Below are 17,313 nucleotides of genomic sequence, written 5' to 3'. Positions count from 1 at the left end.
ATACATTATTCGTTTCTCGATTCATTCTTCAGGAAATTCATCACCCAGTTCCAGGCAGCATTCCACTGCTCTGCATAGGCATAATGGGCAGTCGTTTCGGCCACGAACAACTCTTTCGGAGCATTAATCATGTTGTAAGCCGAATAAGTGGTGGTAGGCGGACAGACCATATCATTATAACCGAAAGTATAGAATCCCGGTACTTTAACCTGCCGGGCAAAGTTGACTACATCAAAGTACTGAATGGTTTTAATCTTCTCCGGTGTCCGGTTCCTTTCATCCTTAAACATGTGCGGCCAACCTCCTGCGCGACCATGAGCATAGCCTGCAATATCACACAAAGCCGGATAGAAAGAAACTAATCCTTTGACACGGTTATCCAGTCCGGCAATCACTATGGAAAGTGCTCCGCCCTGACTTCCACCGAAAGTTGCCAGATTACCATTAAATTCGGGAAGTGTGTAAATGAAATCAATGGCTCTTACACAGCCTGTATAAACCCGTTTATAATAATACTTATCCCGATCGTCCGTATTGAATGAATGGTAATTCTTCAAGGCCCCGTTATAAAGTCGGTGATATACATCCCCCGTCAGGTTGACCGGAATGCCGTGAATACCGATCTCCAAAATGATAAAACCATTTCCGGCACGTTCGGGCTCCCCGTTATATGCGCGGATACCCGCACCCGGTACTTTCAAGATGGCCGGATATTTTCCGGGAGCTTTCGGCACACAAAGGATGCCATACATGCGGGATGCATAGTCATTATTCGCAAAAGAAACATGATATACATTCACTTTGTCCGTACACTTTTCCGGCAATAAAGTCATTATAGGTTCCAGCGCCCACTTTTCAGCGGCTTCTTTGGTGCTCTTCCAGAATTCAAGAAAATCGGCGGGCAACGGAGTAGTCGGTTGTAGCTTCTCCGGATCAAAGCCGACGGTAGCTACACCTTCATATTCACGCCCTTGATAACTGACAAAAGCACGGCAACGCAGGAAACCCTCTTTTTTCATTGTACCTGCATTAATTTCGAGCTTTTCATTCTTCAAAGGTTGTTTACCTGTCTGATGAGGTTTCATCATATCTTCCGAAATCTCATAACGCACTTCCAGATGATCCTGTGGAATATTGCATTTCAGTACAGCTACTTTGAATTTCACTTTTTCTCCCGGTTGATACAACCAATTGGTGTGGTCGGGAGTGACCAGCACTTGAATCAGCCTTTCCGCCGGTTGCCCGTACACAACGAATTGCACGGCAACAAACAAAGCAAGAAAAACAGAACGCAAACTTTTTATCATAATTCCATTATTGTTTATAGTCTTTTCATGGTTTTACCTGGTATTGATAAAGAGTGAAAGAATTCTTATCATTCAACTCGAAACTTACTTTACCCTGTACACCGACTTCAGCAACAAACTTTTTGCCATTTCCCATCAAAGGAGTAAAAGTTACCTTCTTGCCCTCCGGAAGCCAAGTATCAATGGTTCTTTTGGCTATATCATTGTCTTCGCGGTAAATAATGAGATAACCTTGCGTGTCAGAGACTATTGATTGAAATCCTGTCCACGAGCGTCCCGAAGGTTCTTCACCAATGGGTAATATGATGCCTTGATGAAATTGAAGTTGCAAGGGTTGATATTCCTTGAGCAGAGTTGCCGTAGCATAAGCCTCTTCGGGCAGGTTCGAAGCCTCCATCCAAGCCAATGGCTGTGCCGCCAGGGTGATGGCAAAGAGGTAGTCGAAACTATAACGAGCGGGAGCAAATGGATCGGTAGTGCTGTACTTATCGGCATTACGCCATTTATTAAGGAATTCTATCTGCATCTTCTCGGCCGGTACATAGCGAGACAGCATCCAAAGATTACGCAAGGTGCGATAGGGATAATAGTTGCCCCAATCGGTATAACGGTTTTCCAGGAAGATATTGCCATACTCATTCATATAATGATATCCACCGCGACGACCGGCAGTGGCATCGAGGTTGAAAATCACCTCATGGTTGGTTTGTGCTAACACGGCATCAAACAACCGGCGCAAATTCTGTTCGGCTGTTTTAGTAGGTATTTGTAAGCCATCTATCTTGAAACAGCAGATGCCATACTCCTTGTAAAGCCCGATAATGACTTGCGCGTCTTTTTGCCAATCGGCAAAATCATTCTGTATACTAGGATTGAACCATAATCCGATACGAATACCCAATTTCTTTCCTTTCTCTACAATGCGTTTCAGTCCATGAGGGAATTTCGTGGGGTTGGGCGTCCAGTAATCGGCATTTTTCCAAATATCTTTAAAGCTGCCTCCGGCTGTCTTTGAGTTGGGACTTTTTCCGCTCTGCCAACCATCGTCCAGTTGAAAGAGGGTGACACCCAGACGTGCGGCACGATCCAGCTCAGCCAGACAGAAAGCCTCATCTATTTTGGCATCCTGACTACGGTCACCCCAGGTATTGAGCATAATCATCTCATCCTGTGCGGCAGTGTGGTGGCGCAGTTGTTTTTGATAAAGGCGCAATGCTGTTAGTGCTTCTTGTTCATCTCCGGTATAGACACCGGTAACGCATCCATAAACACGAGTCCAGCTATCCGGTTTCACATCATCAGATGCAATGCCCAGACCCACTACCATAAAATCGCTAAAGTCGGCCACGAAGTCGGAACCATTATAATGTAATTGGGTACTGCTGCAAGGAGCCTCTTTCAAGAAAAAGAAACCTTGCCGGGTAGCCACATCGTGAGCAAAAAGCAGATTACCACGATAGGTATTGCGACGGTAAGGAAGCCAGGTACGTTCTGTCACCAGATTGTCGTTCCAATCAGTATAGTCGAAGAACTCTACCGTACGGGCACGCCAATGATTACCGGAGAGTTGCAATCTGTCAATCGTCGGAGTTTTCACCCCCGTAGTCATATCGGCTGTGTGCTCTATATTTTTACGATCGGCATTAGAACGATTGTCATCTTTATTCTGGTAAAGTTCTACTTGTCCTTTCAGATAGGTATCGCAGGCAATGGCGGGACAGTCTGCATAAATGCGATAGCGACGTTCTATACTTAGAGAACCGATGGTGCAAGCCACAGTGGCTTGCAGATAGCTGGCATGTATACCATTCGTTGGAATCTCATTCACAGTGAAAGTAGCAGCTGTAGAGATGCCTTTCACAATCGAGAAGTCGGGCTCTTTGCCTTGAGCCGGGATTATTTTTCCACATAGCTTATCGGTGAGGCTAATGGTGACAGGTGTACCATTATTCCACAGCATGGTACGCTCCATGTAGTTATTGCCCATACGTAGTGTATCACCTTTCAGGAAAGCATAATAGTGTTGTCCTCCCCAAAGCGGCAATCCCAATATGGTTGAGAGAAATATCGTGATAATACTTTTTTTACTCATAGTTTGTCTGCGGTTTGATGTAAGCCGGAGCCTCCAACAATTTGTTGGGTTCGTTGAAACGTTGGTTATCGGGTACATTGTGTTTGCCCAAGCCTGCCTGCATAAGCTGCTTTAATTCGGGCAGATGATGATGATAGATATCACGCGGTTCTACGCCATGCTTATGACAGAGTCCGGCTGCCATACCTACTACTTCGCCCATCATACCAGTAGTACGCATCACACGCACCGTACCCAAGGCTACGTGTGTGCAACTCATATTACGACCTGCCATAAAGAGGTTATCCACATTGCGCGAATAAAGACAACGATAAGGGACAGCATAAGGATGAATCCAACGATGCACCGTTGCCGACTTGAATTCATTATCAGGAAAACGCACACTGTTCACGCTATCGGGGAAGTGGAGGTCGATACTCCAAGTGGTAGTAAACGAAGCATCCTCGTGCGCCACATTTTTGTCTATATCGTCTTGTGCTAACACATAGTCGCCCAGAAGGCGGCGAGATTCACGTTTACCGGAAACATACGCCACCCAATCGAGTGAACGGTTGGCATACTTTTTACGATCCGCATAGTGATTCTTCAGATAGCTCCAATTGGAATATACCACCAAAAGTCCATAGTCGCGTATGCGTTCAGCCTCGGTGATTTGATTACGGTTCATTCCTGTTTCCCATTTCCATTCGCCCATAGTTACAGGCTCGCAATTATCAGCGCCAAAGCGCATACCATATTCGAAGCGGGGGAAAGAGGTCTTCTTCTTCATGTCCTTGCTATACCATTGTACCGATGCGCCCATCACTAGCGAGTCGGGCTGCTCGGGAGCGAGACTTTCGCCATATTCATCGCGGCCTTCACGTCCCATAGTCCAATCGGCACCGGCTAAGTAGCCTATGGTAGCATCGCCAGTGCAGTCACTAAAAAGAGGAGCGGTAAGTTCCGTTTGTTCACCTGTCTCAATGTGTTGAATAGTGACTGATGCTATGCGATCACCCTGCATCTTTACGGCCACAGCACGTTGCGAAGCATAAAGGGTGATATTCTTTTCGGCAGCTATAAAGTCTTCCTTTTTCTGATCTTCATAATAGTCACCCGGTTGGGCATTACCGGAACGTTCATGACCGAATTCGCGTATCATACGACCTAACCCCTCGTTGGGTCCCTTTTCGATAATACCACCCAGGTGTACACGTATCTCCGACGAGTTATTACCACCCAGTACAGGACGATCGTTCACTAATGCCACCCTACAACCTAACCGGGCAGCAGCCGTAGCGGCACACATGCCGGCTACGCCTCCTCCCACTACCACAAAGTCGTACTGATGGGTGGGCACCGTTTGTTGTTGTTGCAAGCGGGCACGAAGTGCAGCTGTCTCTGCCTCGCCCCATGCAGTGGGTTGCGCATTCATATCAGTCGTGAGATAGATGGCATCACAACGACCATTAAAACCTGTAAGGTCTTTCAAAGCAAGGGTAATAGTACCTGCCTTCAATACGACCTTACCGGCGGACTGCCATTGCCAGGAATTACCGGTGTGTCCCAACGTAGTTTTCAGTAACTTACCACCTAAAGCCAGACGAAACTTTCCGGGTCCTTCGGCATCGGTCCAAGGTGAAGTCCAGTTGTAGGTGCGGGCATATACATAGTAAGTGCCCGCCTGGGGAATATTGATTTCTGCCGTAGCATCGGCCACAGGAATACCCATGCCATGTGCCATGAGATAGGGTGAACCCATTTGATCCATGAACTGCTGGTCGAGCACCCAGCCGCCTCGCTGGCTGAAGCTTTCTGCTTCGATGAGCAGTTCTCCGGCTACAGCCACAAGGCTACAGGCTACGGCTATGCATGTCAGTAAGATTTTTTTCATCATAGCACAGCGTTTTTTAATTATTGAATAGTTATATCACCCACTTTCACCCAACCTTTGGAGGTTTGATACTCATCGCGGGCTGAAATTAAGATACCAATGGCATTCTCTTTGGTAGTATCTACCAATCCTACTGCCCAAATGTAATTCCCTGCGGCTACATCAGTGAGTTTGATATTAGTAGTGTAAGTCTTGGGAGCTCCCTTCATCCAAGTGGCAATGTTTGCTTTGTCTTCTATATAGATGCGGACGGGCTCCTCTGTATTCTTATCGAGCAGAGCGATAGCAAGTTTGTACTTGTCACCATACTGCGGCAAATTGGTAGGACAGTAACCCCAACCCAAGTTCGACCAGCGGTGAGTAAGTGATACACTACTGCCACTACGAGCTATAGTAGGAATAGACAGACGGTCGGGATAGAGACGGTAACCACCTTCGGCAATAAACTCCTTCACCAAATGGAAAGCTGTATTGAACCAAGAATGAGTTTCACCTTTGTTCACGTTGGTATCAAAGCGGAGGTCCATCATGTTGACATAACCACCCTTGGCTTCATCATATTCTCCCTGGCGCACCTCGGCAAAATTCTTGTAACCATCGCCGGCAATAGAACCACCGTGTGATGATTCTACCCAACCACCTTCCATAGTAATAGGTACGATACCATGATAGGTAGTACTGATGCCACGCTCCCAATCCTTATAATATTGCTTCATGCCGAAAGCATCGTGACGCAAACAGAAGCCTTTAGCTACGGCACGTTTCACCATATCGGCAGCTACATCGGTATCGGTATCACTAAACTCTTTGCCACTAAGCAAACAGCGATGATAATTAATCATGATAGGCACTTTAGTGAAAAGGCGTGACATTACGTCTGTAATCCATTCAAATACTGCTTGTCTAGGAGCTTCATCACCTGTAGAGTATTTCAGGGTGTGAGTCTCGCCCCATTTGCCTAATCCAAAACCACTCACAAATTGAGTGACATCAGGATCATTGTATTTGGCTGCAAAAGCAGTAAGAAACTCTTCATACTCCCTCTGGAAAATGGGATCGTCCGGATAAGGTGTCCATACGTTTACACTACCGGTAGTAGTGGTAAATCCTTCAGCACCGGCCTCTTTTACATAATCGGGACAGGCATCTTCATGTTTGTCACGACTATCACACACAAAGGTAAAGGCGAGCTTCAAGTTTCGTTCTTTAGCTCCTTCCACCAGCATACGAAAACGCTTGGCAGGTTCGGTCTGTACACTTTCATCCCATACATATTTGCCTTTTTCAGGATTAAAGTTACTCCAAAGACCACGTACGTAGAGCGTATTGCCATAGTCAGATACCTTCACAGTACCTTCTGACGACTCGAAGTTATCATAAAGATCCCAGAAATCCATCATCATACCACTTCCAATACCCGCGTAAATGACCCATCCACTCATAGGGTTACGCTGCAGTTGGTAGCGTTCGGGCATGATATTGACGGTCGTGTTGCCTTCAATGTTCCAACTATAATCGGTTATAGGGGCATCATCGTCTGAACAAGCAGTGCCAATGAAAGACGTAGTAGCCAGCAGACACATCGACAAGGTCTTGATGCTGTTTTTTATTATTTTGTTCATAAAATATATCTCGTTTATTGTTATCATTTAAAGGTAGAATAAGAAGTGAAGTGATAAAAGCTCCACCTCTTATTCTTTCATTTTGGATTTATTTAATATCAAAGAGTACAGTGTTGTTCTCCAGGTCCACTACCACATAGTTACAGCCCTCCGGGATGAGGAAATAAGCATAGCGGTTATTGCCCTGACCTGTTACGGCTCCTTCTATCTTACCCGCTGTTACTGTGGTGTATCCATTGTAGCTATTACGAACAGCATCAGCAGTAGAACCAACGAACCATCCGTTATTAGCATATCGCAGCGTGCTGAAGTTCACCCAACCGGCATTTGTCTTCCCATAATTATCCTTATATTCATTACGTGGCAATACATCACCTTTATAAACGAATACTTTCGGATTGGCAACACTCTGAATAAGATTATACTTCACTTGACAGTACTTGAAGCTTTTTCCGGTTTCTTCATCAATACCCGAATCGTAAGCAAAACTATTGAAACCACCATACATGTGCAGTACATTGACTTCCTGACTCCATGGGTTTTTCCCCAGTTCGGTATTGTTGAACGATACGGTGAGTGGTTTCAGATCGGTAGCGGTCGAATAGATGGTAATAGATTTCTCCTCCTTATTCAATACAATGCGGTAAGTTCCATCGGCCGGAATTGTCCAATATTGTTTATCCACTTTGCTAATGAGTACTTGTCCGAATGTTGACAATTGACCATCTTCGATGTCATGACTATCAGCTATTTCCGGTACAATGGCCATCGCTTGTTCACCTTCGAAGGTGAGCGGGATGTAAAGGTTACCAGCTTTCAGTGCACCACGCCAAGCATAAATCTGGTCATTTTCGAGGACTTGAGCCATCTCAATCTGTTCCCCACCTACGGCACTACCAGCCAGGAATATCTGATCGGCTTCAACTACAGCACCAGCTTCTACTATCTTCACCGTCTGTTTACTCATATTCACAGTGATACGATAGGTAGCTGCAGATGGAATTAACCACGAATTGGCTTCAGCGCGATCGGATATGACGCCTGCCATTTCACCTGTGGTGATAGGGGCATCGGCGGTTTCCGGGCCAATGGCATTCAATTCGTCGGCATAGTCAACGGGGAAGTTTATCTTACCGGCAACCAAAGCTCCTTCGTAACTATAAATTCTGTTTGTCTCGTCTTTCAACGTCATCTTAATATTATCATCGCCTACGGCAGTACCTCCCACATAAAGGTTATCAGCTTTATACTGTTTGGGGCCATAAGTTTTGAACTTCACCGTTGCAGTAGCAATATCGGGCACCATAAGACGGGGACCTTCAAAGTTGGCTGTAACAGTAAAAAGGACTTCGCCAATGGTACTGGTGGTTAGACCGAAGTAATCGACCAATATATCCTGCATCTCTTTGTTGGTGTACGAGCGAAGAAATTCACCATCATCATCAAATTCCTTGATATTTGCAACATCGCTACCGATAAGCTGCATCTCATATTTATAAGTTGTGATATAATCTTCACCAAAATTGTGAGCGGTGCTCCACTTCAGCGTAAAAGCTGTCTCGTTGGGTTTACTTTCATCGAGCTTAATATATTCGCCCGAAGGAGTCAACTCAATCTCCGACTGGTTGCGTGAGGCAGTATTGTCTATCTCCTCTTCGCACGAGGTGGCAAGCATGCTCATCATTCCCACAGCCACCATTCCAAGGTTTCTATATAAATGCATTGTTTTCATGTTCGTAATAGTTTATAGGATTAATAACCCGGATTGTTGGGTAACAAGTTGGGACACAACTCCACATCATGTGTAGGCAGCGGCCACAAATATTCGCGTTCGGGGAAGATGCGTTTAGCACCCTGCGAACAATAACCGGCATTAAAGAGAGCTGCAAAGTCTGCTAAACCATCTTCGTCGATTTGCGGAGTCATTCCCCAGAACCAGAGGTTCTTGTTCACGATATTGTTCAGCAATTCTGTGGGGTCAATAAGCATGATGTAATTGTAACCATTCAATGCTTTTCCTGCCAATTTCCAACGCATCAAGTCTTGCAGGCGTTGGTTCTCCATAGCAAACTCCATGCGGCGCTCTATACGCAGGGCACGTCGCAGTTCGGTTTGGTTGGTAGTGGTCACGGCAGGATAACTATCAGTAGCTGTTACATTCACACCATAAGCACGAGCACGTACCATATTAATGGCTTTCAGCACGCTGTCGTCAATCAGGTTCTGTTCTATCATGGCTTCAGCATAAATCAACAGTACGTCAGCATAGCGCATTATGATATAGTCTTGTTCTACCTTTTGGTCTACTGTCCACGTAGCATCAATACCTTTCTTCCACAACAATCCTGTATATGAACTATATTGATTCACGATACGGGTATCTTGGTTGCTTTGTGTCTTACCTGTGGTATAGTTCATTACAGTTTTAGCTGCAGGACTGGGGTCGTATTCGAAACCACAGTGCTCGGTATTGAATTCAACGATGGTCATTGTACAACGCGGGTCACGGTTCTTGAAAGGCTTGCGAGGATCAAACAACGGTGATTCGTCAATAGGTAGCCCGTCAGTACAGAGATATGAGGCCAAGAGGTCCCATGAGGGATTGTATGAGCCATATCCTCCGGCATTACGAGGAAGACCGTTCTTCACAATCCAGGAATCGAGCATCACTTCGTTTTCAATGGAGCGAGGTATCACGAACACTTTCTCGTCATTCAGTTTGGTGCTCTGCTTGAAAAGTTTAGCATAGTCAGGTTCCAAAGAATAGAGTTTAAGATCCATACAAGCTTTGGCGGCTTGTGCAGCTATCTCATAATCACCCATATAGAGGGCAAAGCGCGCTTTCATAGCCAGGGCTGCTCCTTTGGTAGGATGGATATTTTCGTCTTTTCCATAGCTTTCAGGCAAACCGGCAATGGCTTTATCGAAATCAGCATACACCAAAGGAATCACTTCCGCTTTAGGTCTGCGACCACGTTGCAAAGCTTCGGAAATGGTTATAGTCTCTTCCTGATAGGGCACATCACCATAAAAGAAGATCAGTTCAGCATATTTGCAGGCACGACAGAAATAAGCCTCACCGGCATAACGATTATAAACTTCCTCGGTCACAGCACCCTTTGCCTTGTGAATATTTTCGAGCATTGTGTTGGTGCGGGCAATAAGTTTGAATGATTGCTGCCACAAAGCATATACTTCATACTGCTGGCCGTTCAGGGTTCCATCAAGCACGGTTCCACCACTTCCCGGGTTACGGTTCGTCTGACGATAGGTTGTGTTGTCCGACCATTGTTCGGATGAGCTAAGAGGTTCTTGCCAATAACCTAAAATATAGAAATCATTGGAAGCCAAACGCAATTCTGTTTCGGATGTGTACCAAGACTCGGTATTACCTTGCGATTTGGGTACCAAGTCCATGCTCTCGCAAGCAGCAAGACTCAGGCACATTCCGGCTAATAATATCTTTGTTTTCATATTCTATTCCTATTTATTTAAAAGTTAACTTGTATGCCCATTACTAAAGAGGTGGTAATAGGATAATCCGATGTACCCATTTCAGGATCCCAACCACTAGGGAAATTGCTCAAACAGAAGAGGTCACTACCACTCACATAGAAGCGGGCACGGTTTATACCGGCTTTTTGTGTCCAACTCTTAGGCAGGGTATAGCCTAATGTGATATTCTTCAAACGGAAGTATGAACCGTTGAACATCCAGAAGTTAGAGGTAGCATAGTTATTGCTCTTCGACACATTCGAAAGGCGGGGATACTTGGCTGCTAAATTCTCTTCAGTAGTATTGAAAGGACTCCAATATTTACCCTCGAGAATGGCTGGTACGTTACCATAGTTATCACGCAAAGGTTGTACCATAGAAGTAGAGAGGTAAGAATTTTGCTTGCCGATGCCTTGGAAAGCAAGACTGAAGTCAATGCCTTTGTACGAAGCGTTAAGGCTACCACCATACTGGAAACGAGGCAGTGAGTTACCCAAAGGTACACGGTCGTATTCGGGACTGATTACGCCATCGGGTACACCATCGGGACCACTGATGTCACGATACTTCAAGTCACCAACTGTAACGGTAGTACTAGTGCGAGCCGAGTTGTTCACTTCTTCTTGAGTTTGATAGATGCCCTCGCACACATAACCATAGAATTCATTGAAGAGCACGCCGGCACGTTTAATCTTACCACCACTGATTTGCTCACCATCATTCATATAATCAATCTTTGAAAGGAAGTCGGAGAAATTCACATTTACACCATACTTAAAATCTCCTATCTGGTCGTTCCATGCCACTTCAATATCATAACCATGAGTGGACATCTTACCTGCATTCGTACTAGGGTTGTTATATCCCATAAAATAAGGGATTTCGATATTCAGCAACATGTCCTTGGTCTCTTTCCAATAGTAATCGAAATGAAACTGCAGACGGTTGTTCAAAAAGTTGACATCCAGACCTAAGTCAGTACTGGTAGTCGTTTCCCAAGTAATATCTTCTACAGCCAACACAGCAGGACGAGCAGTTTTATCAGAAACTACACTTCCATCAGCCATATAGAAAAGTGAATTACCAAAACTCATCAAAGCAATGTAGGGGAAGTAGTTGCTGCCGATACGTTCGTTACCTAACATACCCCATGAACCACGCAACTTCAAGAATGAAAGCCAATCCCATTTGAGGTTCTTCATGAACTTCTCTTCACTCGCTACCCAACCAGCTGAAAATGAAGGGAAAGTACCCCAACGATAACCTTTGGCAAAACGTGAACTACCATCGTGACGCACGTTAGCCTGGAACAGGTAACGATCGGCATACGAATAAATAACACGGCCAAAAACAGAGTTTGAAGTATACTCTGAACCTGTACCGCTATTGGTTTGGAAATCTTCCGAACCGATATTGAGGTAAGGATAACCGGTCAGTTCATATTTATCGCGCGCAGCACCGAGACTTTCGCTCTTCATATAGTAGTTTTCGAAACCGGCCATTACTGTGAGATTATGACTGCCAAAGGTTCCCATATAGTTGGCAATTGCCTGGCTAGTGACATTATAATCATCGTTACGAGTTTCTGTGAGCGAATTGGTAGTCCAAGTGCTCCCGGAGTCGAAATAACCGCCAAAGGTTTCGGGATCATCGGGCAAGGTGTATCCACATGAATTTTTAAACGCTTTCTTCTTTTGATAGTTGATAAAAGGAGATACGATACCCGAGATGCTTAGCCCCTTGATAGGCTTGAAGGTTAGCGAACCTTTACCTGCCACCTGCGTACTGTGAGCTACCGAATTACCACCGGCTACAAGCAATCCATAAGGATTTGCACCACTCTTACCCGAAGCTAAACGACCATCATCCCAGGTTGCGGGGTAAATGGCGGGCATTTTACGCATGGTATCAAAAGGGTCATAGTTTGTGGCAGTACTCTTAGCATGACGGATATTTACGTCTATTTGAGCACTAAGTTTATCATTGATATTAAAGTCGTTGTTCGAACGGAACATGTAGCGTTGGAAACCACGACCGTCATAAAGACCGTCTACTTCGTCATACGAAAGGGTAGCTACCGACTTTACCGCTTTGTTACCGCCTGATACAGAGAGAGTATGAGTCATACGGGGAGCACTTGACTTCAAAATCAGATCAGTCCAATCGGTAATGGGGTAGTTGTTCGGATCAGTAGCATTATACTTCACCCAATTCTTGGTTTTGTCAGCCGTATATTCTTGGAAAAAACCACCAGTAGGGTTATCGTTGTATTTCAACTCGTTGCTCATCTCCAAGTAGCGAGTGACTCCCACCATACTAGGTTGTTTAGTAGGAATTTCCCAACCAAATTCAGCATTATATTTCAGATTGATTTTACCGGTATCGTTACCGCGCTTGGTAGTAACTAAGATAACACCAGCAGCAGCTTTCGAACCATAGATACTGGCAGCCGCAGCATCTTTCAATACAGATATGCTCTCTACATCATTAGAATTCACATAGTCGAGCGAACTCTGCACACCGTCTACAATCACTAACGGGCTCGATTCACCCATAGTGGTAATACCACGCACACGAATAGAGGCGGCTCCTGCACCGGGAGCAGAGCTATTACGCGTCACCATCACACCAGAGAGTGATCCTTGCAATGCATTGGAAAGCATGGCTGTACGCTTGTTCACCAGCTCTTCTCCCTTCACGGCTGCCACCGCACCGGTAAGGTCTTTCTTCTTTACCACACCGTAACCGATAACAACTACTTCGTTGAGCGCTCTGCTAGCTTCTTCCATTACTATGGCATACATATTTTTGCTATCTATCCGCACGATTTTATCCACAAAGCCCACATAGCTAATGAGCAATTCGCTACCCTCGGGAACGTCTATCTGAAACTTACCATCAAGGTCGGTGATAGTAGCTGCATCACTACCTTTCACACGAACCGTAGCACCAATCATCGGAAGATCAGTTGCATCGACTACCTGACCAGAGATGCGCTTCGCCTTTTTCACTTGAGTAGTAGCCTTTTTAGAAGGATTAGCAGTGATGGTTACTTGACGGTTCTGAATGGTATATTTCAAATCGGCTAGCCGACATACTTCCGTCAAAATAGCATCGATCGACTTTCCTTTCAACTCGATGTTCACTTTGTTGTTGAGACGATCTTTTACAGGTTGATCATAGACAAAAACATATTGGCTATGTTTTTCAATGTAGTCGAACACTTGTTTCACTGTCGAATCTTCGGCTTTAAGGATATACATCCCATTTACCTTTTCGAACGAAACAGTCGACGCACTAGAATAAGCGGGCACAGACAGTAGTCCAGCCAAACAGAAAGCTTTTGCCAAGCTTACCACCGTAGTTGTGATTGTTTTTCGATTCATAATATAAGATTAATAATTAATATTTATTGCATAACGATTTATGAGTAATCTACCAGTTAATTGTTGATTTTAAGTTTACCGACTTTGCACCATCCCTCAAATAGAAGATTCTTGTCGACCGCCATTTTCAAGCCCGGCTGGCATGCTTTGGTTGTATCAACCAAACCAATAAGCCAAGTGTAGTTTCCCTTTTGAAGTCCATCCAATTTGACAGTTGTGGTATAATGACCATCACGCCCTTGTACCCAAGTTGAGAGATCAGCCTCATCTGCAAGCTGTTTTTTCACAATGTTATGATTGTCATCCATCAAAGCGATGCAGACTTTATATTTTCCTTTCCATTGAGGAATATTGGTAGGACAGTATCCCCAACCCAGATTGCGCCAATTGTGTTGCACGCTCACACGCTCGCCTGAACGGGCTTTATTTACAAAACTGACCTCTGTGGGATAGAGCCGGTATCCTCCCTCACGTTCGAAACGCTTCACCAAATCGAAAGAGCGATTAAACCACGAGGCTACTTCATCACCAATGCGAAGATCCATCATATTGACATGGGCATTACGGCTTTCTTCGTACTCGCCCCAGCGCACATCTTCCGAATGCCCCTGGCGATACTTGCCACTAGGATCAATCCAGTAACGGTGGTGCGCTCCGGTAATCCATCCTCCCTCCATAATGATGGGCAAGCGAAAGCGGTAAGCACGGGCAAAATCTTTTTCCCACTGTTCGTAGTAACCAGTCATGCCAAAAGCGTCGTGACGAATGGTGTATCCTTTGGCAATGGCTCTTTCGAGCAATCTTTTACTATCAGGGTGTGGTTCTGCCCAGCTGATGGTATCTCCCACCAAACGATGGTAGTTTATCACCAATGGTACACGTTTGAAAGCTTTTGCATAGGTATCGGTAATCCATTCGAATACTTCTACTTTATTTGAGTAGTTATTATACTTCACGCCATGTGCTTCTCCCCATTTACCAAGCCCATAAGCATCAATAAAATCTACTTTATCGGGATCGTCAAAAGCAACAGCAAAGGCTTGAAGAAACTTTTCGTATTTCTGTTGAAACACGGCATCGTCAGGATAAGGCGACCATATTTGGGGATTATTAGGATCTTGAAAACCTTTCGCACCGGCTTCCTTTACATAAAGAGGTGTGTTCTGTCCTTGGTCGCGGCTGTCTACATTGATACGGAAAGCCAGTCGCATACCACGTTCACGCACCGAAGCAAGCAATTTATAGATACGTGAGTCCGGATCGTTCCATACATAATCTCCCTCTTTACTCTCAAGCATATTCCAATTGATGCGAATGTAACATGTACCGGCGTAATCGCTCACGCGAACAGTGGAATCCCCACCATTTACGGGCATAGCATCATAATGGTGAGTTTGCCAAAAGTTTTCATCCCATACACGTCCCAAATACATCACCCAACCTGTAAGGGGATTTTTGAGTACAGAGGTAGTATCAGGCTCAAAACATACTGTTTGTTCGGGCGCTTTTAGTCCTTTAGTTATAGATATTTGTGTATGTGCCGAAGACCATCCACAGAGTATCAGAGCTGCTATAAAAAGCATAAATGTGCGTAACAAAGTGTATCTTTTCATATTTTTCACTGGTATTAATAAAGCATAGCTTCTCCTTACGAGAAGGCGTATAAGTTTCCTCTACCTTGCTATGAAGGCATTATAAATTGGTTAATAATAAGTTTCTATGTAATTATTTTATTCAGGAATAATCAATAACAAATATAATTACTCCTTCACTAAGTAGATCGTATCACCATGAATTTTCATTCGGGTTTGCGTCATGGTTTCAATGGCTTTCAATACATCCTTTACCTGATCGTCAAGTACTAGTTTGCCATAAAGTTTATTAGCCGACATCTTATCATCAAACAGAATAGTCACTCCGTAATAATGACTGAGCCGTTGGGCTACAGACTCTACACTTTCACCGGCAAGGTTTATCATCCCTTGCATCCAGCAAGTATATTCATCGGTATTCACTAACCGTTTCTCAGCAAAACCACCCTCCTGCAAATTTACCAGTTCATTCGGTTTCATGCGAACCCTGTCATTGTTGGACGTTTTGAGTTCTACCGAACCTTGTACCAACACAACCTGCGAATCCGAAGCATCGTAATTGTTCACATTAAATTTAGTTCCAAGCACCTTCACTCTAAAATTATCAGAATTAACTAAAAAAGGATGCTCCGCATCGTGTGCCACATCAAAGTAGGCTTCACCTTTCACGTATACCTCACGATACTCGCCATTAAAACGTTTGGGATAGCGGACAACGGTACGCGAATTGGCTATGATTCTGGTACCATCTGCCAACATCAACGTCATCTTTTCGCCAACAGGCACTTCGACCTCTTCATCGTAAACATCAGCCATCATTTCCATAACTTCCGCACGGTACAAACCGTCCGTTGTATTCTCCCCGATTATATATTTAATACCTATTAAAAGAAGCAGCGTCGCAGCCACCGAGCCAACATACATCATAATGCGTCTCTGCCTAGATTTACGCTCTTGTTGGTGCATTTTCAAAAAAGCTCTTTTCTTAATGGCGGAGATATCTATCTCAGCCGGAGTGCTATGTTGTATGAACGACTTCAACTTGATGTCGTCCAGCAAATCACCATATTTATAATCATTTATATCTTTATCCATCTTCAATTCTTTTTATCCTTTCAATTTCTTTTTCCTGCAAACAATCTTTTCACCTAAAACTTCTTTCTATTTATAAAGACGCAGAGGTTGAATTTATCTATAGGTTTAATTTCCACTTTTTTTCTTTCAGTGCTGTTTTTTTCTGAATCACCCGCCTACAAGTCTCTTTCGCAAAGCATTCATAGCATACCCTATATGGTAGTTCACTGTAGGAAGTGAAATTTGCAACATACGCGCAATTTCCGCATAAGGCATTTGTTCCAGTTTTGCCAGGAAGAATACATGCTTGCACTTGGGCGGCAAACTATTGATTGCTTCATTCAAACACTGTATCTCTTCACGCGAAAGCATATCATCCATCGGAGTCTGCATATCAGGGAAAGAGAAATTCTGAAGTTCCTCAAAAGAGATCTCCTGATTACTCTTCACCTCTTTACGCAAATAAGAGATTGATTTACGATAAACAATCGTATTCAACCAACTCGACATACTGGCAATTTCCAAAAGCGTACTACGTAGTTTCCACACTTCAAAGAAAACATCGCCTACCACTTCTTCCGCCATTTCCTTATTACTAAGGATACCAAAAGCGTGATAGTATAACCTCTTCGAATATCGGTTCATAAAACTGTTAAAAGCCAGTTCATCCCCTTTGGAAATCAACAAAAGTTCTCTTTCCAGGTCTTCCATTTAATTAGATTACTATTTTATATATTGACAGGCGCAGAATTCTTATGTATTATATAGGTCAAGTCTCATAATATTAACTTTCTTTATCAATTAGCCTATTTTCCCCCAACAATGAGAAAAGCTATATCATCACTCGGAAAACGGAGTTTGATATAGCTCTT

Annotated in this window: 10 protein-coding genes; all 10 read right to left on the bottom strand. The window is 44.2% G+C overall.

The window, feature by feature from the left end:
• Positions 1-5: 5 nt before the first annotated feature.
• Positions 6-1,307 (bottom strand): acetylxylan esterase, encoded by a 1,302-nt coding sequence (locus KQP79_RS11065; RefSeq protein WP_061448436.1) that lies wholly within the window; start codon positions 1,305-1,307, stop codon positions 6-8.
• Between the two features lie 25 nt (positions 1,308-1,332).
• A complete protein-coding gene (locus KQP79_RS11060; RefSeq protein WP_004302512.1) occupies positions 1,333-3,399 on the bottom strand; it encodes an alpha-galactosidase in 2,067 nt (688 codons plus the stop codon).
• Entirely contained in the window at positions 3,392-5,272 is a 1,881-nt protein-coding gene (locus KQP79_RS11055) for an FAD-dependent oxidoreductase (RefSeq protein WP_008646516.1), read from the bottom strand. Before KQP79_RS11055 ends, KQP79_RS11060 begins: the two co-directional genes overlap by 8 nt.
• A 20-nt stretch (positions 5,273-5,292) precedes the next feature.
• A complete protein-coding gene (locus tag KQP79_RS11050; RefSeq protein WP_004311194.1) occupies positions 5,293-6,894 on the bottom strand; it encodes a hypothetical protein in 1,602 nt (533 codons plus the stop codon).
• 88 nt (positions 6,895-6,982) lie between these two features.
• Positions 6,983-8,626, bottom strand: a complete 1,644-nt coding sequence (locus tag KQP79_RS11045; protein ID WP_008646518.1) for a SusE domain-containing protein — start codon at positions 8,624-8,626, stop codon at positions 6,983-6,985.
• Between the two features lie 20 nt (positions 8,627-8,646).
• The gene (locus KQP79_RS11040) at positions 8,647-10,368 is read right to left on the bottom strand and encodes a RagB/SusD family nutrient uptake outer membrane protein (RefSeq protein WP_004302516.1); all 1,722 of its coding nucleotides are present in this window, start codon (positions 10,366-10,368) and stop codon (positions 8,647-8,649) included.
• 17 nt (positions 10,369-10,385) lie between these two features.
• Positions 10,386-13,775 (bottom strand): SusC/RagA family TonB-linked outer membrane protein, encoded by a 3,390-nt coding sequence (locus KQP79_RS11035; RefSeq protein ID WP_004302517.1) that lies wholly within the window; start codon positions 13,773-13,775, stop codon positions 10,386-10,388.
• A 56-nt stretch (positions 13,776-13,831) separates the two neighbouring features.
• Entirely contained in the window at positions 13,832-15,388 is a 1,557-nt protein-coding gene (locus KQP79_RS11030) for a DUF4832 domain-containing protein (RefSeq protein WP_061448434.1), read from the bottom strand.
• 147 nt (positions 15,389-15,535) lie between these two features.
• On the bottom strand, positions 15,536-16,462 hold the full coding sequence (locus KQP79_RS11025; RefSeq protein ID WP_004311190.1) for a FecR family protein: 927 nt from the start codon (positions 16,460-16,462) through the stop codon (positions 15,536-15,538).
• Positions 16,463-16,609: 147 nt separating this feature from the next.
• A complete protein-coding gene (locus KQP79_RS11020; RefSeq protein WP_004311189.1) occupies positions 16,610-17,152 on the bottom strand; it encodes an RNA polymerase sigma factor in 543 nt (180 codons plus the stop codon).
• Positions 17,153-17,313 lie beyond the last annotated feature (161 nt).

The sequence above is a fragment of the Bacteroides sp. DH3716P genome, from assembly GCF_025914115.1.
GTDB lineage: Bacteria > Bacteroidota > Bacteroidia > Bacteroidales > Bacteroidaceae > Bacteroides > Bacteroides ovatus.
Note: the sequence above shows the minus strand (reverse complement) of the source record. Positions and strands in the feature narration are given on the sequence as shown.